General features: G+C 66.7%; 23 protein-coding genes. 13 read left to right on the forward strand and 10 right to left on the reverse strand.

Going from position 1 to position 23,451, the window contains the following annotated elements:
* Positions 1-696: ABC transporter ATP-binding protein (locus tag AC1DJT_RS08745; protein ID WP_476833909.1), on the forward strand; the 696-nt coding region annotated here is incomplete at its 5' end.
* A gap of 83 nt (positions 697-779) precedes the next feature.
* Here AC1DJT_RS08745 and AC1DJT_RS08750 read toward each other — a convergent pair.
* Together AC1DJT_RS08750 and AC1DJT_RS08755 are read right to left on the reverse strand one after the other, a co-directional pair.
* Entirely contained in the window at positions 780-2,456 is a 1,677-nt protein-coding gene (locus AC1DJT_RS08750; RefSeq protein WP_476833910.1) for an acyl-CoA dehydrogenase family protein, read from the reverse strand.
* A gap of 79 nt (positions 2,457-2,535) precedes the next feature.
* Positions 2,536-3,420: a DMT family transporter gene (locus AC1DJT_RS08755; RefSeq protein ID WP_441478411.1), complete on the reverse strand. Its 885-nt coding sequence runs from the start codon at positions 3,418-3,420 to the stop codon at positions 2,536-2,538.
* A 204-nt stretch (positions 3,421-3,624) separates the two neighbouring features.
* On the opposite strand from AC1DJT_RS08755, the gene AC1DJT_RS08760 reads away from it, so the two are divergent.
* The 3 genes from AC1DJT_RS08760 (at position 3,625) to aac(6') (ending at position 5,554) form a co-directional block, all read left to right on the forward strand.
* Entirely contained in the window at positions 3,625-4,482 is an 858-nt protein-coding gene (locus AC1DJT_RS08760) for a YihY/virulence factor BrkB family protein (RefSeq protein ID WP_476833911.1), read from the forward strand.
* A 50-nt stretch (positions 4,483-4,532) separates the two neighbouring features.
* Positions 4,533-5,045 carry a GNAT family N-acetyltransferase gene (locus AC1DJT_RS08765; protein ID WP_476833912.1) on the forward strand — a complete coding sequence of 171 codons (513 nt, stop codon included), beginning with the start codon at positions 4,533-4,535 and terminating at the stop codon, positions 5,043-5,045.
* Positions 5,046-5,107: 62 nt separating this feature from the next.
* Positions 5,108-5,554 carry an aminoglycoside 6'-N-acetyltransferase gene (gene aac(6'), locus AC1DJT_RS08770; protein ID WP_441504860.1) on the forward strand — a complete coding sequence of 149 codons (447 nt, stop codon included), beginning with the start codon at positions 5,108-5,110 and terminating at the stop codon, positions 5,552-5,554.
* Positions 5,555-5,610: 56 nt separating this feature from the next.
* Here the strand turns inward: aac(6') and AC1DJT_RS08775 are convergent, their stop codons facing one another.
* A complete protein-coding gene (locus AC1DJT_RS08775) occupies positions 5,611-6,540 on the reverse strand; it encodes an acetamidase/formamidase family protein (RefSeq protein WP_441504813.1) in 930 nt (309 codons plus the stop codon).
* 232 nt (positions 6,541-6,772) lie between these two features.
* A complete protein-coding gene (ccrA, locus tag AC1DJT_RS08780; RefSeq protein WP_476833913.1) occupies positions 6,773-8,047 on the reverse strand; it encodes a crotonyl-CoA carboxylase/reductase in 1,275 nt (424 codons plus the stop codon).
* Between the two features lie 381 nt (positions 8,048-8,428).
* Here ccrA and AC1DJT_RS08785 point away from each other — a divergent pair, with 381 nt between their 5' ends.
* The gene (locus AC1DJT_RS08785; protein WP_476833914.1) at positions 8,429-8,737 is read left to right on the forward strand and encodes a hypothetical protein; all 309 of its coding nucleotides are present in this window, start codon (positions 8,429-8,431) and stop codon (positions 8,735-8,737) included.
* A 42-nt stretch (positions 8,738-8,779) separates the two neighbouring features.
* Positions 8,780-9,151 (forward strand): DUF4180 domain-containing protein, encoded by a 372-nt coding sequence (locus AC1DJT_RS08790; RefSeq protein ID WP_441488782.1) that lies wholly within the window; start codon positions 8,780-8,782, stop codon positions 9,149-9,151.
* A 12-nt stretch (positions 9,152-9,163) separates the two neighbouring features.
* Here AC1DJT_RS08790 and ubiG read toward each other — a convergent pair whose 3' ends face one another.
* On the reverse strand, positions 9,164-9,919 hold the full coding sequence (gene ubiG / locus AC1DJT_RS08795; protein ID WP_476769602.1) for a bifunctional 2-polyprenyl-6-hydroxyphenol methylase/3-demethylubiquinol 3-O-methyltransferase UbiG: 756 nt from the start codon (positions 9,917-9,919) through the stop codon (positions 9,164-9,166).
* A gap of 148 nt (positions 9,920-10,067) precedes the next feature.
* Between ubiG and AC1DJT_RS08800 the strand changes: the two genes are divergently transcribed.
* Positions 10,068-11,306: an aspartate kinase gene (locus AC1DJT_RS08800; RefSeq protein ID WP_476833915.1), complete on the forward strand. Its 1,239-nt coding sequence runs from the start codon at positions 10,068-10,070 to the stop codon at positions 11,304-11,306.
* A 77-nt stretch (positions 11,307-11,383) separates the two neighbouring features.
* Here the strand turns inward: AC1DJT_RS08800 and ftrA are convergent, their stop codons facing one another.
* Positions 11,384-12,364: a transcriptional regulator FtrA gene (gene ftrA / locus AC1DJT_RS08805; protein WP_441488785.1), complete on the reverse strand. Its 981-nt coding sequence runs from the start codon at positions 12,362-12,364 to the stop codon at positions 11,384-11,386.
* An 86-nt stretch (positions 12,365-12,450) separates the two neighbouring features.
* On the opposite strand from ftrA, the gene AC1DJT_RS08810 reads away from it, so the two are divergent.
* On the forward strand, positions 12,451-13,362 hold the full coding sequence (locus tag AC1DJT_RS08810) for a DMT family transporter (protein ID WP_476769600.1): 912 nt from the start codon (positions 12,451-12,453) through the stop codon (positions 13,360-13,362).
* A 12-nt stretch (positions 13,363-13,374) separates the two neighbouring features.
* Here AC1DJT_RS08810 and gcvA read toward each other — a convergent pair whose 3' ends face one another.
* Positions 13,375-14,289 carry a transcriptional regulator GcvA gene (gcvA, locus tag AC1DJT_RS08815; RefSeq protein WP_476833916.1) on the reverse strand — a complete coding sequence of 305 codons (915 nt, stop codon included), beginning with the start codon at positions 14,287-14,289 and terminating at the stop codon, positions 13,375-13,377.
* Positions 14,290-14,458: 169 nt separating this feature from the next.
* On the opposite strand from gcvA, the gene AC1DJT_RS08820 reads away from it, so the two are divergent.
* From AC1DJT_RS08820 to AC1DJT_RS08840, 5 genes are all read left to right on the forward strand, one after another.
* Positions 14,459-15,862, forward strand: coding sequence for an amidase (locus tag AC1DJT_RS08820; RefSeq protein WP_476833917.1), 1,404 nt, complete (start codon positions 14,459-14,461; stop codon positions 15,860-15,862).
* Positions 15,863-15,873: 11 nt separating this feature from the next.
* Positions 15,874-17,115: an MFS transporter gene (locus tag AC1DJT_RS08825; RefSeq protein ID WP_441504821.1), complete on the forward strand. Its 1,242-nt coding sequence runs from the start codon at positions 15,874-15,876 to the stop codon at positions 17,113-17,115.
* A gap of 31 nt (positions 17,116-17,146) precedes the next feature.
* Positions 17,147-18,187 (forward strand): phosphotransferase family protein, encoded by a 1,041-nt coding sequence (locus tag AC1DJT_RS08830; protein ID WP_441488790.1) that lies wholly within the window; start codon positions 17,147-17,149, stop codon positions 18,185-18,187.
* 12 nt (positions 18,188-18,199) lie between these two features.
* The gene (locus AC1DJT_RS08835) at positions 18,200-19,471 is read left to right on the forward strand and encodes an acyl-CoA dehydrogenase family protein (RefSeq protein ID WP_441504822.1); all 1,272 of its coding nucleotides are present in this window, start codon (positions 18,200-18,202) and stop codon (positions 19,469-19,471) included.
* A gap of 127 nt (positions 19,472-19,598) precedes the next feature.
* Positions 19,599-20,336, forward strand: coding sequence for a 2OG-Fe(II) oxygenase (locus AC1DJT_RS08840; RefSeq protein WP_476833918.1), 738 nt, complete (start codon positions 19,599-19,601; stop codon positions 20,334-20,336).
* Between the two features lie 38 nt (positions 20,337-20,374).
* Here AC1DJT_RS08840 and AC1DJT_RS08845 read toward each other — a convergent pair whose 3' ends face one another.
* The 3 genes from AC1DJT_RS08845 to AC1DJT_RS08855 all read right to left on the reverse strand — a co-directional run bounded on the left by AC1DJT_RS08845 (position 20,375) and on the right by AC1DJT_RS08855 (position 23,321).
* Positions 20,375-21,055, reverse strand: coding sequence for a transglutaminase-like domain-containing protein (locus AC1DJT_RS08845; protein ID WP_476833919.1), 681 nt, complete (start codon positions 21,053-21,055; stop codon positions 20,375-20,377).
* 114 nt (positions 21,056-21,169) lie between these two features.
* Positions 21,170-21,961, reverse strand: coding sequence for an enoyl-CoA hydratase/isomerase family protein (locus AC1DJT_RS08850; protein ID WP_441504825.1), 792 nt, complete (start codon positions 21,959-21,961; stop codon positions 21,170-21,172).
* Between the two features lie 160 nt (positions 21,962-22,121).
* A complete protein-coding gene (locus tag AC1DJT_RS08855) occupies positions 22,122-23,321 on the reverse strand; it encodes a pyridoxal-phosphate-dependent aminotransferase family protein (protein ID WP_441504826.1) in 1,200 nt (399 codons plus the stop codon).
* Positions 23,322-23,451: the final 130 nt, after the last annotated feature.

Consider the following 23,451-nt stretch of genomic DNA (forward strand, 5'->3'; position numbering starts at 1 on the left):
CCCACCACCCACCAGTTGTCCGGCGGCCAGCAGCAGCGCGTCGCCCTCGCCCGTGCGCTCGCCCGGCGGCCGCGGCTGATGCTTCTGGACGAGCCCTTCTCCGCCCTCGATACCGGGCTGCGCGAGACCATGCGCCGCAAGGTGGCCGACGTGCTGCGAGAATTCGCGGTGACCGCGATCCTCGTCACGCATGACCAGGGCGAAGCGCTCGGCTTCGCCGACCAGCTCGTCGTGCTGAAGGAGGGCCGACTGGTCCAGGCCGGGCCGCCACGGCTTCTCTACATGCAACCCCTCAACCCCGCGATCGCTCGTTTCCTCGGCGACGCGATCCTGCTGCAGGCGGAGCTGGCCGATGGCGCGGCGCGCTGCGCACTCGTCCAGATTGCGATCACCGACCGAACCCGGCGCGGCCCGGCAACGATCCTGCTGCGCCCCGAACAGCTTCGCCTGCGGCCATCGGCCGCCTCAGAGCTCGCTGGCGGCACCGGAGGGAGGATCGTCGAGGTCGAGTTCGGCGGCGCCAGCAGCCTCGTCACGATCGCGCTCGATGCGGATACGGACACCCTGCTGCAGTTGCGCTCATCCGACCTGTCCCCGCCGGAGCCGGGAACGCATGTGGCGATCGAGGTCTCCGGCGCGGCCTACCCGTTCGATGGCGCGACCGCCCTGGAGCCTGCCGGGAAGGCGAAGCGCTAACGCATCGACCCGAAGAGTGGATTGCGGTTTTCGGAAAAGCCGATGCAAACACAGCCGGCTTCCTCCGGCGGGTCCGGGGGCTGTCAGCCCTCGACCAGCCGCCGTGCGATCACCTGCGCCTGAATCTCCGCCGCACCCTCAAAAATGTTCAGGATGCGGGCGTCACAGAGGACGCGGCTGATCGGGTATTCCAGCGCAAAACCATTGCCGCCATGGATCTGCAGCGCGTTATCGGCGGCGGCCCAGGCAACCCGGGCGCCGAGCAGCTTGGCCATGCCGGCCTCGAGATCGCAGCGGCGCTCGGCGTCCTTCTCGCGAGCGGCGAAATAGGTGAGCTGGCGGGCGATCAGGATTTCAGCCGCCATCATCGCGAGCTTGTCGGCGACGCGCGGGAAGGCGATCAGCGGCTTGCCGAACTGGATGCGCTCCTGCGCATAGCGCAGCCCCAGATCGAAAGCCGATTGCGCCACGCCGATGGCGCGCGCCGCCGTCTGGATTCGGGCCGCCTCGAAGGTCTGCATGAGCTGCTTGAAGCCCTGGCCTTCGACGCCACCGAGCAGGTTCCCGGCCTTGACCTCGAAACCGTCGAAGGCGAGCTCGTATTCCTTCATCCCGCGATAGCCGAGCACCTCGATCTCGCCGCCGGTCAGTCCGGCAACCGGGAACGGGTCTTCGTCCGTGCCGCGCGGCTTTTCGGCAATCAGCATGGAGAGGCCGCGATAACCCGGTGCGTCCGGATCGGTGCGGACAAGCAGCGTCATGATATCGGCGCGAACGGGATGGGTGATCCAGGTCTTGTTGCCATGGACCTTGAAGACATCGCCATCCCGCACCGCCTTGGTGCGCAGCGAAGCGAGGTCCGAGCGGGTATTGGGCTCGGTGAAGACGGCCGTCGGCAAGGTCTCGCCCGCGGCGATCTTCGGCAGCCAATGCGCCTTCTGCTCCGGCGTGCCGCCACAGAGGATGAGCTCGGCCGCGATTTCGGAGCGGGTGCCGAGCGAGCCGACGCCGATATAGCCGCGCGAAAGCTCCTCCGAGACGACGCACATCGAGACCTTGCTGAGGCCCATGCCGCCGAATTCCTCGGGAATGGTCAGGCCGAAGACGCCGAGCTCGGCCATTTTCTCGACGACCGGCATCGGGATGTAGTGGTTCTCCAGATGCCATTCGTGCGCATGCGGCGTCACCTCCGCCTCGCAGAAGCGGCGCATCTCGGAGCGGATCGCTTCCAGGGTCTCGTCGAGGCCGGGATCGCCGACACTGGCGAGCCCCTGCGACTGGCTGAACAAGGCGACGAGGCGCGCGCGGTTTTCCGGCGTGTTGCCCTCGGAGATCAGGGTTTCCGCCGCTTCGCCACGCGCGGCGGCGATCGACTTCTGGCCAAGGCCGAGCGCCGGGAGCCTGACGATCTCGCCCTGGCTCATCGGGATGCCGCCAAAGATCTGGGCTGCATATTCACCGGCGCCGACGCGCAGCGCGTAATCCTCGGTGGCGCCGTAGCGGTCCTCCACCTGCAGGCGCTCGCCATAGGCCTTCAGCTCTCGCAACGCCATGACATAGGTCGCGAGCCAGGACAGGCCATGCGCCGCGTGCTGCTCGGCTTCGAGCCTCGAAGACGAGATCTTGCCGTCGACCAGCACCTTCTGGCGTACCGCAGCGATCGCCTGGTCGAGCAGCGTCTCGAAGCCTGGCAGCGCGGCACCGATCAGCTCGACGGCGGAGCCAGGGGCCTCGGAGTGGCGGGCGACGTTGGCGCTCATGATCTCTCTCCCTTTGTTGCGACGCAGCATAGGAGAGAACCTGGCGAATCCGAAATCCACCTTTCGGCTGGGGGCCAGACTATTTTCGACTGGCCAGCACGACGCCGAGCACCGCCACAGCCATGCCGACGAGCTGGAGCGGCGTCAGCGTCTCCCCGAAGAGCAGCCACGCCTCGACCGCGACGGCCGGCGGCACGAGATAGAGGAAGGTCGCGGTGCGCGAGACTTCGCCACGCCGGATCAGCCAGAGATAGAGCCCGATTCCACCGAGCGAGAGCGCCAGGACCGACCAGGCCAGCACCAGGGCCATGGTCAGGTTCCACTCGATCCGCATCGGTTCGAGCGCATAGGCGACGGGCAGCGTGACGAGGAAGGCCGCGGTGTACTGCCAGGCGGTCACGGTCCGCAGATCGCCGGTGACGATGCGCTTCTTCTGATAGAAGGAGCCGAAGGTCACGGCGAACATCGCGACGATATTGACGCCGACCGGCAGCAGGATGCCGGCGAGCGCCTGCGGATCGACGCCGACCAGCTTCGGCTCGAGCACCAGGGCGATGCCGAGGAAACCGCAGAGAATCCCGGCCCAGCGCACCGGCGAGATGCGTTCGCCGACCAGAAGGGGGGAAAACAGCGCAGTCAGCACGGGCTGAAGGCCGGCAATCAGGCCGGAAACTCCGGCCGGCAGGCCATGGCGCACCGCCCACCAGACGCCGCCGAGATAAACGGCATGCAGCAGGATACCGGTGACGATGCAGTCGATGATCGCGCGGCGGCCCTTCGGCCAGGGGGCACCGACGGCGAGCGCCAGGCCGATGAGCAGCAGGCCGGCACAGGCATAGCGCACGGCCAGGAAGGTCAGCGGGTCGGCATAGCGCGCGGAATAGCCGGCAACGATCCAGCCGCTCGACCAGAGAAGCGTGAAGACGAGCGGGATGACGCGCAGGAACAGGGGCGATTCGAGCATGGGCACCGGCTTTCGCTGATCGCCCTGATAATCCCGGAGCAAGCGCTTGTCGCCGTCCGACGACGCCGGGACGGCATGTCCGGGGGAGGGAACGAATGCGTCATGCCGGGCCAGCGAGGGGCCGCGGGTGGATCGGGCACAGAGCCTGGATGACGGCGGGGCGGGTTGAGGTCACAATCAGCGCCCGCTCGCCCGAGTCTCCGCATGTCGCTGCTGTCCGTCCCCTCCCTCGCGTTCGAGCGTTTCCTCGCCCATGATTCCTGGGCGATCGCGAGCCATATCGCGCTCTCCGTGCTGATGTCGCTCTTCCCCTTCCTGATCCTGGTGACCGCGCTCGGCGGCGTCTTCGGCACGCAGAATGCGGCCGATGAGGCAACCGCGCTGCTGCTCGAGGCCTGGCCCAAGGAGATCGCCATCCCGATCGCACGCGAGGTGCGCTCGGTGCTGACGGCGGTCCGCAGCGACGCGCTGACCTTTGGCGCGCTGCTGGCGCTGTATTTCTCGTCGTCCGGCGTCGAGGCGCTGCGCATCGGCCTCAACCGTGCCTACGAGGCCTATGAATGGCGGGCCTGGTGGCACACACGGCTGGAATCGATCCTCTACGTGATCGGCGGCGCCGTGTTCATGCTCTCCTTCGCGTTTCTCGTGGTGCTCGGGCCCCTGGTCMTGCGCTGGCTGATCGGCTTCGCGCCCTGGCTGGCGCCACTCTCCATCCTGCTCAGCTTCCTGCGCGTCGCTGGCGCGACCATGTTGATCGTGCTGGCGCTGATCGTCGCACACAGCACGCTGCCGGCCCGCGCCCCGCATATCCGGACGCTCTGGCCCGGCATTCTCGTCACCCTCGCCTTCTGGCTCGTCGGCGGCCTCGGCTTCGGCTGGTATCTCGACGGCTTTGCAGGTGCCTATGTCACGACCTATGCCGGCCTTGCGACGGCGATGATCGCCCTCGTTTTCCTCTACTGGCTCGCCGCGATCTTCCTCTATGGCGCAGAGCTGAACGCCGCCTTCGCGATCGCCAGGGCTCCAAAGGCCGATCCCGGCGAGGCGATCGCGGGGCTGTAGGGCGTTCTCCTGCGTTGACGCCGAGTCGTGCTGCTGCTTTCTGTCCCGCCATGATCGAGACACCACGCCTGCTCCTGCGCCCTCACGCGCTGGAGGATTTCGAACCCTGGTACGCGATGTTTTCGGACCGGGACCTGTTCCGGTTCATTGCCGTGCCGCAATTGTCGCGGGAGGATRGCTGGAACCGGCTGCTGCGCTATGCCGGCCATTGGTCGCTGCTCGGCTACGGCATGTTCGCCGTCTTCGACAAGGCAAGCGGCGAACTGGTCGGCGATGTCGGCCTCGCCGATTTCCACCGCGGCCTGGGCGAGCGCTTCGACGGATTCCCGGAAGCCTCCTGGATCATGGCGCGCTCGACGCATGGACGGGGCCTGGCTGCGGAGGCGGTCGCCGCAAGCCATGACTGGCTTGCCCGCACGCACGCCCCTGCCCGCACCGTCTGCATCATCACCCCCGAAAACGTCGCCTCGCTGCGCCTGGCGGACAAGTTCGGATACCGGCCCTTCGGAAGCACCACCTACAAGGGCGGTCCCTACACCATGCTGGAACGCCTGGCGTCGTGACCGGCGGGCGCGACCGCATTGTTGCCGATCCAACTGGCAAGAGGGACGCGGCTGGTCCGATGCTGATCGAAACCTGCACGGATGAGACGCAGGAGGACTGGATCAGGCTGCGCCTGGCCCTCTGGCCGGATTCGACCGCGCAGGAGCATCGCGACGAGGCCGTGGGCATTCTCGCAAGTGCGAACGATACCGCGTTCATCGCGCGGGACGATGTTGGCCTGGCGATCGGCCTTGCCGAGGCCGCCCTGCGGCACGACTACGTCAATGGCTGCGAAACCTCGCCCGTCGGCTTCCTCGAAGGGATCTATGTCACGCCCGGCTCACGGCTTCACGGCGTCGCCCGGGCGCTTTGCGCAGCCGTCGAGACCTGGGCAAAGAGCCATGGCTGCATGGAACTCGCCTCGGACACCGACCTGTCCAATGCCGTCTCGCAGCAGACGCATGAGGCGCTCGGTTTCGAAGAAACCGAGCGGGTGGTGTATTATCGCAAGCCGCTACAGGCCGGCTGAGCTCTTGCCCAAGCGTTATTGCCCTGGACTCCCAGCCGGGCGCCGCCTCGCTGGGGTTACTTGCCGAGCAGCGACATCGCCCTCGTGATGTCGTTCTTATCCAGCCGGCAGGCCACGCAATAAGCGGGGTTGAAGATGTTGGCGACGTCGTAACGGACCAACTGGCCGAGCAGATGACTCGCCTCGACGGTATCGACACCGAGGTCGTCGACGATCCAGCGGAGCATCTCGGTCGTCGCGAACTGGAGCGGCTGGTCGAGCGGGCGGCCGCTGGCCAGGGTCATGATCTCGGTCGCGGTCTCGCAACGCGGCCACCGGCCCGGCGCATTCTTGCGCAGATGCAGGGTGAACGCGATCTCGAAACTGGTCTCGATGCCGGTGCCGACGATCTCGCCATCACCCTGGCAGGCATGGCCATCCCCCAGGAAGAACAGCCCGCCCGCCTCGGAAACCGGGAAAGCGATGCTCGCGCCCGGCCCGAAGCGGCGATAGTCCATATTGCCGCCATAGGAGCCGCTGGTCGCAGTCGAGATCGCCTGGCCGCCGGCCGGAGCCACGCCGAAACAACCGATCATCGGTGCCAGCGGAAAGCTCCAGCCCGAGATGCGCTCCGAGGCGCCGATCAGCCTGACTGTGCCCTTCTCGGCGTCGATGGCCCATTCGAAGCGCTCGCTCTTCGGCAGCTCGGCCACCGTGCGCGGATCGACCACCTGTTGCGAGAGTGGCGAATAGGTCCAGCCGGTCTTGCGGTTCGGCGTCATCCTGTCGATCGCCACGATCAGCGCATCGCCCGGCTCTGCTCCCGCAACGGCGAACGGACCGGTCATCGGGTTGCCGCGCGGGGCCCGCTGCACGCCCTCATGGTCGATGCCGGCGGCATCGAGTGTCGTCGTCACGATCGTGTCGCCGCTGGCGACCGTGAGGACCGGGGGCAGCGTGGCCATGACATTGGAATAGGAATGCGGGACGAAACGATGAAGCGCCATAAATCTCACCTGCCAGTCTTGCGGGCGCTTCAGGGAGCAAGGGTCAGCCGTCGCRAAGCGTCCCGGCCGAATCCGTTGTGGATCTGGCCTTGCGTCACCGTAGTCGAAACATTTGTTGGCGCGCTAGCCGGCCGGGGACATGCGCGCGACGCATCCCGGCCTGGACGGGGCGCTTCCCGCGGATCAGGCTGGTGAGGCGGTCCTGACAGAGCCTTCGCCGGCCGCGCGCGGCTCAGCCGCCAAGCGCCTCCGCGACATCGTCAAAATTCCGCAGGCCGGTGCGCGGGGCATAGACCAGCACGGCCATGTTGCCGGGAGCATGCTCGTTCTTCCACATCTTGTGGTGGGCGAGCGGGATCTTCTCCCAGGGAAAGACCTCGGACATGCAGGGGTCGACGCGCCGGTCGAGCACGAACTGGTTGGCGGCGCTCGCCTGCTTGAGATGGGCGAAATGCGAGCCCTGCACGCGCTTCTGCCGCATCCAGACATAACGGGCGTCGAAGGTGATGTTGAAGCCCGAGGTGCCGGCGCAGAAGACGACCATCCCGCCGCGCTTGGCGACGAGGCAGGAGACCGGGAAGGTCGCCTCGCCGGGATGTTCGAAGACGATATCGACATCCTTCTTGCCGGTGATGTCCCAGATCGCCTTGCCGAACTTGCGAGCCTCCTTGGTCCATTCGGTATATTCGGGCGAATTGACCTTGGGCATCTGGCCCCAGCAATTGAACTCCTTGCRATTGATCACGCCTTTGGCGCCGAGGCCGAGCACGTAGTCGCGCTTGCTCTCGTCCGAAATCACGCCGATCGCGTTGGCGCCCGAAGCCGCACACAGCTGCACACCGAAGACGCCGAGCCCGCCCGACGCCCCCCAGATGAGCACGTTGTCGCCCGGCTTGATCGTATGCGGGGCGTGCCCGAAGAGCATGCGGTAGGCGGTCGCCAGGGTCAGCGTGTAGCAAGCCGACTCTTCCCAGGAGAGGTGCTTCGGCTTCTGCATCAGCTGGCGTGACTGCACCCGGCAGAACTGGGCGAAGGAGCCGTCCGGCGTCTCGTAGCCCCAGATGCGCTGGGAGGACGAGAACATCGGGTCGCCGCCATTGCACTCCTCGTCGTCGCCATCGTCCTGGTTGCAATGGACGATGACTTCGTCGCCGACCTTCCAGCGCTTCACCTTGGAACCAACGGCCCAGACGATGCCGGACGCATCGGAGCCGGCGATATGAAGCGATCCCTTGTGGACGTCGAAGGGCGAAATCGGCTGGCCGAGCCCGGCCCAGATGCCGTTATAGTTGACGCCGCCAGCCATCACGAGCAGCAGCACCTCCTCCTCGCCGATCGCCCAGGTCGGCACGACCTCGACCTGGAAGCTCTCCTGCGGCGGGCCATGGCGCTCGCGCCGGATGGTCCAGGCATACATGGTGGCGGGGACATGCCCGAGCGGCGGCAGCTCGTTCAGTTCGTAGAGATCCTTCAGCGGGCGGTGCGGAACAGGCTGCGGCTTGGACATGGCTCTCTCCCCTTGGTCTTCCTCGCCGCCTTGCGCCGCGAAAGGGCGGCCGACGGAGTTGAGGTGATCATGCGGCTCGATGCTGCGCTGCGCTATCCTCCTAAGGAATTATGTCGCACTGCAAAAAACAAGTCCGAATCCCGGCTTATGTTCCGATGGAACGCGAAGATCGTGCCTGAGAAGATTGCGCATCTCCGCCCAGGGCTCGTCGGGCGGCGGCCGATACGCTGCAGCCGAAGATCAGCTCCCCTTGCCTCATGTCCTTCGCTGTGAATTTTGAAACGATCTGCAGACGTTTTTTAACCTCACCAGCACGAGCCTGCATGACCAGCGGCCCAGCCGTGCTAATTTCAGCCCGCAAATACTTTGGAGCGATCGACCATGCGTCTATTGCTGCTACTGCTCGGCCTTCCTGACCTTCCACTGCCGGAATTCCTGGTCTTCCTTGGCTTCGCTRCCGGCTGCGCGCTGCTGCTGGGCTGGATTGCCGACGGCATCCTTGGGGAGCACGGCTTCGGCATCATTCCCAATGCCATCGTCCTCGTCGGMGGCGCCATTGTCGGCGCGATCCTGTGGCGAAGGCTCGGCTATGTGATCATTGCGAACCGGCAAATGGCCACCGCCATTGCCGCCACCACAGCCGGGATTCTGGCGCTCGTGGCGGGCGGGGTCGCCAAGCGGGTGATCTGAGGTCGCTTGCTTTCCTGCCGCATGGTCAAGACAATCGCCGGCATGGACAGTTCCCTCGAGATTCGCGGCAGGCGCGTGCTGCTATGCGCCGAAGACGGCCCGTTGCTCGCCAGCGAGCGCGACATCGGCGATTTCCTGGGTTCGGCCTGGGCCGAAGATGCAGATTTGGTCGTGATCCCGGTCGCGCGCCTGAGCGACGATTTCTTCAAGCTCAGCACGCGTCTCGCCGGCGAAGTCGCCCAGAAATTCGTCAATTACCGGATGCAGCTCGCGATCATCGGCGACCTCTCGCGCTGGAGCGCCGAGAGCAAGGCGCTACGCGATTTCGTTCGCGAGGCAAACCAGGGCCAGGCCCTGTGGTTCCTGGACGACCTGAACGCCCTGGAAGAGCGACTGGCCCCAGCCGAGCGCTGACGGGACCGGCCGCTAGACCGGCCGCGCCGCTGCGAGCATATAGTTCACATCCATGTCGCGCGACGCCGACCAGCGATCGGTGAAGGGGTTGTAGGCCACCCCGGTGCTTTCGCCGAGCTCCAGCCCATTGCGCGCGATTGCAGCCTCGAGTTCCGCCGGCGTGACGAATTTCTCCCAGTCATGCGTGCCGCGGGGCAGCCAGCGCAGGACATATTCGGCACCGACGATCGCCAGCGCATAGGATTTCAGCGTGCGGTTGAGCGTCGCCATCACCAAGAGGCCGCCGGGCTTCACCGCCGCGCAGCAGGCGCCGACGAAGGCCTCGACATCCGCGACATGCTCGACCACCTCCATGGCGAGCACGATGTCGAAGCGCCGCCCCTCGGCGACGAGGCTCTCGATCGTCGTCTCGCGATAGTCGATCGCAAGCCCGCTGCGTTCGGCATGGGCTCGGGCGACCGCGATATTGGTCGGAGCCGGATCGAGCCCCGTGACCTCGGCGCCGAGCCGCGCCAGGGGCTCCGACAGCACGCCGCCGCCGCAGCCGATATCGACCAGCGCCAGCCCCTCCAGCGATCGCAGCGATTTCGGATCGCGCCCGAAGCGTTCGCAGGCGAGATCCTTTACGAAACCGAGCCGCACCGGATTGAACTTGTGCAGCACGGCCATGGGACCCTTCGGGTCCCACCAGGTCCTGGCCATGGCATCGAAGCGCGCAACCTCGGCAGCATCGATCGTCGAGCCGGTTTGAGACGCTGCGGATGCCATGCGTAATTCCCCCTTTGTGCCAATCGGGCGCGGACCGCATTGACACTTGCGGTGCTGCCCGTCATCTACACCCGCCCTTCGCCCGGCGCGAGGGGGACCTTTCGTCCCGGCACGTCGCCGGGCGTTTCTAGAGAGCCCTTGGACCGCTATGGCCCGTCTGGTGATGAAATTCGGCGGGACCTCCGTCGCCACTGTCGAGCGTATCAAGAATGCCGCCCGCCACGTCAAACGCGAGTTCGACGCCGGCAACCAGGTCGCAGTCGTCGTCTCCGCCATGTCGGGCAAGACCAACGAACTCGTGGCCTGGTGCAAGGAAGCGGCACCGCTTTACGATCACGCGGAATATGACGCCGTGGTCGCATCCGGCGAGCAGGTCACCTCCGGCCTGATGGCAATCGTGCTCCAGTCCATGGGCCTGCCGGCGCGCTCCTGGCAGGGCTGGCAGATCCCGCTCTTCGGCTCGGACGCCCATGGCTCCGCCCGCATCGAGGGCGTCGACGGCGCCGGCATCCTCGCCGGCTTCGACCGCAATCGCGAGATCGCGGTCTGCTCCGGCTTCCAGGGCATGCACGCAACGACGAAACGCATCGTTACGCTCGGGCGCGGCGGCTCCGACACCAGCGCGGTCGCGCTTGCCGCCGGCCTCAAGGCCGATCGCTGCGACATCTACACCGATGTCGACGGCGTCTATACCACCGACCCGCGCGTCGTGCCGAAGGCCCGGCGCATGGACAAGGTCTCCTTCGAGGAGATGCTGGAAATGGCCTCGCTCGGCTCGAAGGTGCTGCAAGTGCGCTCGGTCGAGATCGCCATGGTCCAGCGCGTACCGACCTATGTGCGCTCCTCCTTCGACGACCCCGACAATCCCAATCCAGGCACCCTCATCTGCGACGAGGACGACATCGTGGAACAGCAGATCGTCACCGGCATCGCGTTTTCGCGCGACGAAGCCCAGATCACGCTCCGGCGTGTCGCCGACAAGCCGGGCGTGGCCGCGGCCATCTTCGGTMCGCTCGCTGATGCGAACATCAATGTCGACATGATCATCCAGGTCGTCTCGGACGACCAGGCGACCACCGACATCACCTTCACCGTCCCGACCGCCGATTACGAGCGCGCCAAGACGCTGCTCGAGAGCCGCCACGACAGCATCGCCTACCAGAGCCTGCAGGGCGCCACCGACGTGGTGAAGATCTCGGCCATCGGCGTCGGCATGCGCAGCCATGCCGGTGTAGCGGCCCGCGCCTTCCACGCGCTCGCCGAGAAGGGCATCAACATCCGCGCGATCACGACCTCCGAGATCAAGTTCTCGGTGCTGATCGACGCCGCCTATACCGAGCTCGCCGTGCGGACGCTGCACTCGCTCTATGGGCTGGATGCGGCCTGATCCTCAGCGCGTCACGACCGCGCGCAGCACAGCGCGCGGTTTGGAGCCCAGCTGATGCAACACGCGGCCGAAGCCGCCTAGCCGCGCGAGAACTGCAGCCGATGGGCGGTTGGCGTGGTGCGCAGACGCTGCCGGAAATGGTGGCGCAACGCCGCCGCGGAACCGAGCCCGGCGCGATAGGCGACCTCGTCGACCCCGAGCGTGGTCGTCTCCAGCAGATCGCAGGCATGGGCGACACGCTCGTTGAGGATCCACTCGCCCGGCGCGCTGCCAGTGGCCTCTGTGAAACGCCGGAAGAACGTGCGCTGGCTCATGCCGGCCCGGTCGCTGAGCCGCTGCAAGGTCAGGTCCTCGGCCAGCGACGAACGCATCCAGTCGAGCAATGGCGACAGGCGCGACCCGGTCTGCGGCGGTAGCGGGCGACGGACGAACTGTGCCTGGCCGCCGCTGCGATGCGGCGGCACGACCATGCTGCGCGCCACCAGGTTCGCAGCCTCGGGCCCATGGTCGCGGCGGACGATATGCAGGCAAAGGTCGATGCCGGCCGCGCTGCCGGCCGAGGTCAGGATGTCGCCCTCGTCGACATAGAGCACATCGGGCTCGAGGCGCACCGCGGGGTAGCGCTTCGCAAAATCAGCACCGTACTGCCAATGGGTCGTCGCCCTGCGCCCGGCCAACAGGTCGGCAGCCGCCAGCACATAGGCTCCGCCGCAGATCGAGACGACGCGGCTGCCGCCGCGATGCGCCGCGCGAAGCGCGCCCGCCAGCGGCTCCGGCACCGGCTCGGCCAGGCCGCGCCAGCCGGGAACGATGATGGTGCCCGCCCCCTGCAGCAGGTCGAGCCCGCCATCAGCCTCGACCGCAAGGCTGCCATGGGCGCGCAAACGCCCGGCCTCGCCGGCGGCGGTGCGGAATTCGTACCAGTTTTCCGGCAGCCCGGGCCGGCGCGAGCCGAACACCTCGGCGACAATGCCGTATTCGAAGGTGCAGAGCCGGTCATAGGCAACCGCGACGACGCGGTGCGGGGCCTGCGGAGATGCCTTTATGCGCTTTGGCATGATTTTTACGATAGTCGTCTATCTCGCCACTTACCAGCACCGCTTTGGGCGCGCATGGTCCGGCCCGTGATCGCGAGGTGCCGGGCATGGTGATGCGAGTCGAGATGGTCAGGGACAAGCGGAGCAGCCGAACGATGTTGCTGGCGGTCGGCCTCGTGCTGTCCTCCAGCCTGCTCTATGTCCTGGGCTACTCCCTGTCGAAGACCCTGGTCTCCTCCTACGGATTGAGCGCGCTGCAGGTGACCTTCCTGCGCTGTCTTCTGGTCCTGGCGGGAAGCCTCGTCCTGCTGGCCTGGCCAAGGAGCGGCGTCACGCGGGCGCGGTTGCTGCACCCGCCGCGCGCATGGGAACAGCGCGCCGCGGCTGCCGCGCTGGTCGCCTCGAACGTGCTGGCGATCGTCGCCTATAGCCTCATGCCGGTCACGGCAGCCTCGGCGCTTGGATTCACGGCGCCGCTTTTGCTCACTGCACTGGGCGGGCTCTTGCTCGGCGAGCGCGTCTCGCTCGGACGTTGGCTCGGTGCTGCGAGCGGCTTTGCCGGCATGCTGCTGATCGTCAGGCCGAGCGAAGGCGGAGCCTGGCCAGGTATCCTCGCCTCGATTGGCGCGGCCGCCAGCTACGCGCTGTATCAGATCCTGGTGCGCCGGCTGCGCGATGTCGCGAACAGCCTCGATACCGCCATGCAGGTCGCGGTTGTCGGTTTCGCGCTGCTCGCGGCAACGATGCTCTGGTTCTGGCATCAGGTCAGCGCGGAGGCCTTCGCCCTCGTTCTGCTCTTCACGGTGATCCAGACGGCTGCCCTCGCCTGTATCGCTGGCGCGCTCCGGCGCGGCGAAGCCTCCGGACTCGCACCCTGGCAATTCTCCGGCCTGCTCTGGGCGATGCTGATCGACACCCTCCTATTCACGACCCTGCCTTCCCCCGTCTCGCTCCTCGGCGGCGGCCTGATCATCGCGGGAGGCTTGCTGGCACAGGGCAGGGAACGGAGGACGGCCTGAGGCGGCGATCAGCTACCAGCCCAGMTACGCCGCCTGCCTATAGGCGGCGGCGACCTCCCGCATCCAGGCGCAGAACGCGGCAACCCTGGGCCGCACCCGGCCTGTATCGGGGAAGACGAGAAAATAGGCGAAATCCTCGAGCAGCGCGACATTCGCGAGCTGGACGAGCCGCCCCTCCGCGATGTCGGTTTCGATCATCGCCGCCGGCAGCAATCCTGCGCCCTGACCGGAAAGCACCGCTTTCAGCATCAGGCCTGAATCGTCGAAGGACGGCCCGCGCGGCGCACTGAATTCCTCGATGCCCTGCGCCTGGAACCAGCGCTGCCAGGCCTTGCGCTCGCTGTCATGGACCTGCGGCCAGCGCGCCAGGCCAGCCGCATCCTTCGGCCTGCCAAGGGATGCGAGCAGGGCCGGAGCCGCGACGGGAACGACCTCGACCGCAACCAGAAGCTCGCTGCGCAATCCCGGATAATGGCCGAAGCCATGCCGGACCGCGACATCGACCCCGTCGCGGACGAAATCGACCAGAGCAGTACCGGTCACGACCCGCAGATCGATATCGGGATGGGCGTCGTGGAACTGCTTGAGGCGTGGCACCAGCCAGGCGCTCGCGAAGAATGGCGTCGTGCTGATCGTCAGCGGGCCCGTGCCGGGATCGGCGACAATGCGCCTTGATGCCTCGGCGATCTGCCGGAAGGCGTTGCGCACCGGCGGCATCAGGCTCTGCCCGGCGGGCGTGAGGGCCATGCCGCGATTGATCCTCCGGAAGAGCTGCGTGCCGAAATGAAGCTCCAGGGCCTTGAGCATCTGGCTGACCGCGCCCGGCGTCACGCAGAGCTCATCGGCGGCCTCCTTCACGGAGAGATGCCGAGCCGTGGCCTCGAAGGCGCGCAGAGCATTCAGCGGTGGCAGCCGATCGGGTTTCATTTAGTTTTTCTAACTTGTTTTTGCAGGATTGCTAGTTTGCCCCCAGCCCGGTCATTCGTCAAACTAGCTACAACTGATCACTTCATTGCAGCGGATCGCCCGCTCCCTTGAAGTGATCAGCAAGAGAAAAACTCAATCATTGATTTATCCATTCGAGCCGGAGCCATGCATGCCTAGCCTCCCCGACGCGACGCATTACCTCTCATTGTCGGAGCTCGCGGCGCGCATCCAGACGCGCGACATCTCGCCCGTGGCAGTGACGCGGTCGCAGCTCGAGCGCATCGAACGCCTGGACACGGAGCTTCACAGCTTTGCCGGCGTGATGGCCGATACCGCGCTGGCCGAGGCAGAGGCCGCGGAGGCAGAGATCGCGGCCGCGCGCTATCGCGGACCGCTGCATGGCGTGCCGATTGCCGTGAAGGACCTGTTCTGGACGCGAGGCTTTCCGACGGCCGGTGGGATGCTGATCCACAAGCAGCACAGGCCGCGGGAGGATGCGACGGTTGTGCGCCGCCTGCGGGAAGCGGGAGCCGTGGTGCTGGGCAAGCTGCAGATGACGGAAGGGGCCTATTCCGACCACCACCCCATGGTGACGCCGCCCCGTAACCCCTGGAATGCCGCGTACTGGACCGGAATCTCGTCGAGCKGCTCGGCTGCGGCGACGGCGGCCGGCCTGTGCTACGGCTCGCTCGGCTCAGATACCGGAGGGTCGATCCGCTGGCCCTGCGCCGCGACCGGCCTGACTGGGCTGAAACCGAGCTGGGGCCGCGTCAGCCGTCACGGCGTATTCGAGCTGGCCGCAACGCTGGACCATGTCGGGCCGATGGCGCGCGATGCCAGGGATGTCGCCGCGATCCTGCACGTCATCGCCGGTGCCGATCCCGCGGATCCGACCGCGCTCGGCGCGCCGGTTCCCGACTATCGCGCAGCGACCTGGCAAGGCGTCGGCGGCGTACGGATCGGCATCGATCCAGCCTGGAACAGCGAAGGGGTCGATGCGACGACGCAAATGGCTCTGAACGAGGCCATCGCAACCTATCGCGCGCTCGGAGCCGAGATCATCGAGGTCCGCTTTCCGGATGTGAAGCAGATCGTCGCCGATTGGGCACCGAACTGCGCAGTGGAAGCCGCCATCGCTCATGAAGCGACCTATCCCGCGTGCAAGGACGAATACGGCCCGGTTCTCGCCTCGGTCATCGAGACGGGCCGCGCGCTGTCGGGCCTCGACTATCAGCGCCTCCTGCTGCGACGCATGGCCTTTCGTGGACGCATCGCCGCCCTGTTCGGCACAATCGATCTGCTGCTGACCCCGGTTCAGCCTTTCGCGCCGCTGACGCTCGCGACGATCAGTACATTGGGAGAGCAGCCCGGGCTGATCGCCGACCTGCAGCGCTATACCTGCCCCTTCAACATGACCGGCAACCCGACGCTCACATTGCCCGGCGGCTTCTGCGAGGGAATGCCTATCGGGCTCCAGCTCGTTGCAGCGCAACTGGGCGAGGACATGCTGATCCGTGCCGGCACAGCCTTCCAGGCAGAGACCACATGGCACCGCCAGCACCCAACMCTTTGAGGAGCCTTGCGATGAGCACCAATCCGGCGCGTCCCGCCTCCCCGATCTTCCATGGCTGGCTTGTGGTCGCGGCGGCGTTTGCGGTCACCTTCGTCGGTTTCGGCAGCGCCTATACCTTCAGCGCCTTCGTCGAATCCCTGCAGGCGGATTTTTCCGCCTCCCGCGCTTCGGTTTCCCTGGTCTTCTCCCTCGCCGGCTTTCTCTATTTCGGCTTCGGACTGATCAGCGGCCCGCTTGCGGACCGCTGGGGAGCCCGTAGGCTTGTCTTCCTCGGCATGCTCCTCACCGGGCTTGGCATGGCCGCGGCGGGAGCGGCGCGGAGCCTGACCGAGATCTACCTGGCCTATGGCCTTGGCGTCGGGCTCGGCATCGGCTGCTCCTATGTTCCAGCGCTGGGCGCGGTGCAGCGCTGGTTCGTCAAGCGCCGCGGCTTCGCATCGGGTCTCGCGGTCAGCGGCATCGGTGTCGGCACGCTCGTGATGCCGCCGCTCGCCTCGCTCCTGATCGAGCAGATCGGCTGGCGGAACGCCTATTTCACGCTTGGCGGGCTCGCGGCGATCATTGGTGCAGCGATGGCGCTCCTGATCGAAAGCGATCCGCGCCAACGCGGGCTGCTGCCGGACGGGGACGCCCTGCCCCCAGGCGGCATCACGGCACAGGCGACCGGCATGTCGATTCGCGAGGCGGTGTGGTCGCGCCCCTTCATCAGGCTCTACGCAGCCTGCCTGATCGGCTCGTTCGGGGCCTTCGTCCCCTTCGTCCACCTCGTGCCCTACGCGCTAGATCGCGGCGTCCCGCAGGGTCGGGCCGTCCTGCTGCTCGCGCTGATCGGTGTCGGCAGCACGGCCGGCCGCTTCTGCCTCGGGAATCTGGCGGACCGGATCGGCCGCCACCGCGCCCTCCTCGTCATGTTCCTGGGCATGGCCGGCGCTCTGGGCATCTGGTGGCTCTCGAGCGGATTCGCGATGCTGGCCGTCTTCGCCCTGCTCTATGGCGTCTTCTATGGCGGCTGGGTCGCCGTGCTGCCGGCGGTCGTCATGGACAATTTCGGCGGGCGCAATGTCAGCGGGATCATCGGCATTCTCTATACGAGCGTCGCGTTTGGAACCCTGATCGGACCGACGGCCGCCGGGCTCATCTTCGATCTGAACCAGAGCTATGCGATCGCGATCCTCGCCTGCGCCTGCGCCAACCTCCTCGCGGCTCTCATCGTGGCACGCTCCGCAAGCCCCCCACGCTCCCTGCCGCGTTGACCTCGCCTCCTGCCGCCCCGATGATGCCGGCATGTCCGCCGGCCCCGCCTCCGCCGCCCCCGAATTCGATCCTGCCCGGCTCGAAGCCTTCCTGCGCTCCGCCCTGCCCGGGCGGGCGGCCGGCGCGATGGCGCTGGAGCGCATCAGCGGCGGGCAGTCGAACCCGACCTTCTTCCTCTCCTTTCCCGAAGCCGGCACGCGGCTGGTCATGCGCAAGAAGCCGCCGGGCCCGCTGCTGCCCTCGGCCCATGCGGTCGACCGCGAATACCGCATCCTCAAGGCGCTCGCGGGTTCGCAGGTGCCGGTGCCGCCGGTGCTGCTGTTCCACGCGGAAGACGATATCGTCGGCACGCCCTTCTATCTGATGGAGCGGCTCGACGGCCGTGTCTTCCATGACGCGGCGCTGCCGGGCGTGGTGCCGGCCGAGCGTCGGCAGATGTATTTCGCCATGGCCGAGACCCTGGCAGCGCTGCATCGCTTCGACTGGCAGGCGGCTGGGCTCGCCGATTACGGCAAGCCGGGAAACTATTATGCCCGACAGCTCGCGCGCTGGGGCCGGCAATGGCGCGAGACCAGGACCCGCGAGATCCCCGAGATCGATCGGCTGATCGATTGGCTGACCGCCCATCTCGATGAAAGCGCGGAGACGACCATCGTCCACGGCGATTTCCGGCTGGGCAATCTGATGTTTCACCCGGTCGAGCCGCGCGTCGTCGCCGTGCTCGACTGGGAGCTCTCGACGCTCGGTCATCCGCTCTCGGACGCCGCCTTTTCCTGCCTGCCCTGGCATTCCGGCCCCGCCATGTATCAGGGCATCATGGGCCTCGACCGCGAGGCGCTCGGCATCCCGACGCAAGCCGAATACCTCTCCCGCTATTGCGCAGCGGCCGGGCGCAAGGACGGGCCGGGACGCTTCCATCTCGCCTTCTCGCTCTTCCGCTTCGCCGTCATTCTCGACGGCATCGCGGCGCGCGCCAGGGCCGGCAATGCCGCGGCGGAGAATGCGGTCGCGGTCGGCGGGATGGCGGAGAGCTTCGCGCGGCAGGCCGCAACCATCATCGACCAGAGTTGAACGGGGATCACCATGGATTTCGCCTATTCCGCCAGGGTCGAAGAGCTCCGCTCACGGCTGCAGGCCTTCATGGATGCCCATGTGCAGCCGGCCGACGCCATATGGAAACATGAGGTCGAGGCCGGGCGCTATCCGCTGGCACTGATCGACGGGCTGAAGGAGAAGGCGAAATCCGAGGGCCTGTGGAACCTATTCCTGCCGGCGCTGAAGCCCGACGAGCCCGGCACACGGCTGAGCAATCTCGAATACGCCCCCCTGGCGGAGATCATGGGCCGGATCTTCTGGTCATCGGAGGTGTTCAACTGCAACGCCCCGGACACCGGCAACATGGAAATCCTGCACATGTTCGCGACGCCGGCGCAGCGCGAACGCTTTCTCGTGCCGCTGATGAAGGGCGAGATCCGCTCCTGCGTCGGCATCACCGAGCCCGGCGTCGCCTCCTCCGATCCGACCAATCTGCAGACCACGATCACCCGCGACGGCGATGACTATGTCATCAACGGCCGGAAATGGTGGACCACCGGCGCCCTGCATCCAAACGTCAAGTTCTGCATCGTCATGGGCCTCTCGGACACGCGCCCGGAGGCCGACCCGCACAAGCGCCATTCCATGGTGATCGTGCCGATGGATACGCCGGGCGTGAGCGTGATGCGCAACCTGCCGCTGCTCAACCACCATTCGCCGGAAGGCCATACCGAAACGGATTTCGACACTGTCCGCGTGCCGGCCGCCAACATGCTCGGGGAGGAAGGCGCGGGCTTTGCGCTGGCTCAGGCGCGGCTCGGGCCCGGCCGCATCCACCACTGCATGCGCACGATCGGCCAATGCGAGGTCGCGCTCGAACTGATGGTCGAGCGCGCGCAGCAGCGGAAGGCCTTTGGCCGGCATCTCTCAGACTATGCCAATGTCCAGGACTGGATTGCCGAAGGGCGCATGGAAATCGACCAGGCGCGGTTGCTCTGCCTGCGCGCCGCCTGGATGATGGACAAGCACGGCAACAAGGCCGCGCGCACCGAGGTCTCCGCGATCAAGGTCGTGGCGACGCGGCTCCAGACCAAGATCGCCGACCGGGCCATTCAGGTCTTTGGCGCCGCCGGTCTCTCCAATGATACGCCGCTCGCCTTCATCTATAGCTGGGGCCGGGCGCTGCGCTTCATCGACGGGCCGGACGAGGTGCATCTGCGCACGGTCGCCCGTGCCGAGATCAAGAAGCGGCAGGCGAGCAATCGCAGCACGATGGCCGAGCAGGGCGTAAAGATGCCCTATCTCAAGCCCGCGGGTTAAGGCACCGGCCCGGACCGGGACGTGGTCCGGATATCCAGCAGGCCGCGCAGAAACCGGGTGGAAGCCGGTGCCCGAGGCATGGGAGCCTTCCTCGACACGCACATGCCAGTCGAAGAAGGCCCCCGCCATGCCAGCCGCGGCAAAATTGCCCGAACCTCCATCCCTCGCGGCGCGCGTCGACGCGCTGCACTGGCGCCGGATCGAGGCCGAACTCGACTCCCATGGCGTCGGCCTGACCGGGCCTTTGCTCAGCCCGGCGGAATGCCGCGCGCTGGCTGCGCTCTATGCCGACGAGAGCCGTTTCCGCAGCCGCATCGTCATGGCGCGGCACGGCTTTGGCAGTGGCGAGTACCAGTACTTCGCCCATCCGCTGCCGGAGATGCTGGCGGCCCTGCGGCCGGCCATCTACGAGCGCCTCGCCCCCGTGGCGAACCGCTGGAACGAGACGCTCGGGATCGCGCAGCGTTATCCCGACGCGCTCGGCGCCTTCCTGACCCTGTGCCACGAGGCCGGACAGACCCGGCCGACCCCGCTGCTGCTGAAATACGGCGCCGGCGACTATAACTGCCTGCATCAGGACCTTTACGGCGACCTGTTCTTCCCGTTCCAGATGGTCATCCTGCTCTCGCAGCCAGGCGTCGATTTCACCGGCGGGGAGTTCACCCTGGTCGAKCAGCGTCCGCGCATGCAATCACGGCCCGAGGTCGTGCCGCTGGCACAGGGAGAGGCCGCTATCTTCGCCGTGCAGCACAGGCCGATGCGGGGCTCCCGCGGCACCTACCGCGTCAATCTCCGCCACGGCGTCAGCCGGGTGCGCTCGGGCGAGCGCTACACCACCGGGCTGATCTTTCACGACGCGCGCTGAGTCTTACGCACTCGCCCAGGGGACAGCGCGTTTCGCGTTCAGCCCGGCGCCGAGGGCCGCGCCTCCTGCTCCATGCTGCTGCCGCGCAATCCACCGGGAACGCAAAGCTTCGGATAGAGCCGCGACATCTCGCGGATCAGGAACTTCACCGGCACATCGAAGAAGCTGCCGTGCTGGGCGACATAGTCCATAAAACTGCGGCCCTGCCCATCGAAGCTCTGCAGCAGCGCATCGCTCTTGCMGTCGAAGCCGAGMGTCGCAACGCCGAGCCTGTCGCAGAGGCGCGCGTTGAAGGTCGGAGAAGCCTTCAGCCAGCGCCCGTCGAGGAAAACCTCGGTATAGCCGTGATAGGCGAAGACATTGGTGCCGACGGCCTCCAGCAGGCGCGGCGTGGCGAGATGGTTCTTGACGTCGGCGAGCCCGATGCGAGCGGGAATGCCGATGGCCCGGCAATAGGCTGCATAGAGCGCAGCCTTGCCGACGCAGTAGCCGATGCCGGCCGCCAGCACGGAGCTGGCGCGATAGGTCTCGGGGTTGAGATAGTCGCCATAGGGGTCATAGCGGATGCCGTCGCGCACCGCCTGATAGAGGATGCCGGCCTGCCCGGCAGGGTCGCTGAGGCCCGAAGTCAGCAGGCGCGCCTCGGCGATCACCATCGGATGGTCGCTGTCGACGAACTCAGCGGGGCTCGTGAAGAGAACGTGGTGGGAATCCTGCATTGCCAATCCTCTCAAGCATCGGCGGGAAAGTGGTTTGCGGCCTTCGGACAAAGCCGATGCAAATACTAAAAGGGCGAGATCGTCGGACCGGACCCGATATCCGGCCCCGGTGATCTACTGGCCCGTGAACCGGGTTGGCCGCTTCTCCAGGAAAGCCGAGACACCCTCGCTGAAATCCGCGGTCCGGGTCGAGGCGTGGAAGGCGTCGCGCTCGGCGTCGAGCTGGGCGCTCAACGTGTTGCTCAGCGAAGCGCCGAGCAGCGCCTTGATGCGGCCATAGGCCTGGGTCGGCCCGGCAGCCAGTTTGCGCGCCAGCGCCATGGCTTCGGCATCGAGACACTCGGCCGGCACGGTGCGATTGATCAGGCCGAGCCGCAACGCCTCGCCCGCATCGATCGTCTCGGCGAGCAGCGCCAGCTCCTTTGCCTTCTTCATGCCGACGATGCGCGGCAGATGATAGGTCCCGGACCCGTCCGGCGTCGCACCGATCCGGGCATAGGCCAGCGTGAATTTCGCATTCTCCGCGGCGATCGCCAGATCGCAGGCAAGCGCCAGGCTGAATCCGGCTCCGGCCACCGCGCCATGCAGGCAGGCGATCGAAGGCTGCGGCAATTCATCGAGCCTTTTCAGCCCGGCATGCAGCGGCGTGATGATCGCCTCGATCGCGGTCTCGGGGTCGCCACCAGCGGTGAATTGCGAGACGTCGCCACCGGCGCAGAAGCCCCTGCCCGCGCCCTTCAGCAGGATGGCGCGGACATCCCGGCGCGCCGCGATCTCCTCGATTCGGGCCAGGAAAGTTTCCGCCATGGCCGCATCAAAGGCGTTCAGCACGTCGGGACGATTCAGCGTCAGCACTGCGACACCGGCCTCGACGGTCAACAGAATGGAACTGGAGGGATCGGTCATCGGCGGATTCCGGAGCTGCGATTGCCCCGGTTCTACCATGGGCATTTCGGCCTGCGGCACTCCGAATCCTGCGCCACGGACGCGCAGAAATGCTCGCAAGGCGAGCGCGAAGCCCCGGGAGCTCTCTCGGTTCAGAGGGCCCCCGGGACTTCTCCCCTCGTCAGGCGACCGCAACCTTCGGTGTATTGGCTTCCTCGCGGCTTTCGAGCGCGGCCATTGCGGCCTGCACGCCGCCGCTGCGATGCGGCACGCCGGCTGCCGCCAGCCCCATCTCCACGCCGGACAGCGCGCCAAGCAGGGTCAGTTCGTTGCATTCGCCGAGATGGCCGATCCGGAAGACCTTGCCGGCCACCTTGCCGAGGCCGGAGCCGAGCGAGATGTTGAACTTCTCGAGCGCCACCTTGCGGTAATGGTCGGCGTCGTGGCTCGGCGGCATCAGCACGGCGGTCAGCACCGGCGAATATTCCGCGGGGTTCTCGCAGAGGATGTCGAGGCCCCAGGCCTTCACCGCGGCCCGCGTCGCCGCGGCAAGGCGCTCATGGCGGGCGAAGACCGCGTCCAGCCCCTCCTCATGCAGCATCCTGACTGCTTCGCGCAGGCCATAGAGCAGGTTCGTCGCCGGCGTGTAGGGGAAAAAGCCGTTGGCGTTGATCTTGACCATCTCCTGCCAGTCCCAATAGGAGCGCGGCATTGTGTTCGCCCGGGAGGCGGCCATCGCCTTTTCCGAGATCGCGTTGAAGCTGAGGCCCGGCGGCAGCATCAGGCCTTTCTGCGAGCCGGAAACCGTGACGTCGACCTGCCATTCGTCGTGCCGGTAGTCGACCGAGGCGAGCGAGGAGATGGTGTCGACCATGAAGAGCGCCGGGTGGCCGGCCTTGTCGATCGCCTTACGGATCTCGGCGATCCGGCTGGTCGAGCCGGTCGAGGTCTCGTTATGGACGACCATCACCGCCTTGATCTTGCGGCCGCGGTCCTCGGCCAGCTTTGCCTCGATCGCGGCCGGGTCGGCGCCGCGACGCCAGTCGCCCGGAATGAAATCGACCTCGATGCCGAAGCGGCCGGCGATCTGGCGCCAGAGGGTGGCGAAATGGCCGGTCTCGGCCATCAGCACGGTGTCGCCCGGAGAGAGCGTATTGACGATCGCCGCTTCCCAGGCACCGGTCCCGGAGGACGGATAGATCACCACCGGCTGGCTGGTCTTGAAGACCGACTTGGCACCGTAGAGCACCTCGCGCCCGAGCTTCGCGAACTCGGCGCTGCGGTGATCGATCACCGGCATGTCCATGGCCCGCAGGACCCGGTCAGGGACCGGGCTCGGGCCGGGAATCTGGAGGAAATGGCGACCCTGCTGCGATGCCATGGCGATAACTCCCTATTCGGACGTGGCGGCGCTTCCGGCTCGCCGCTCGTGATCGCCGATGTTTTGCATTCATTTTTGTCTTTGGCAACACCGCTCGCGCGTGCAATATTATGCTGGCCGATCTCGACAC

This window comes from Allobosea sp. 05T422_2, assembly GCF_056396265.1.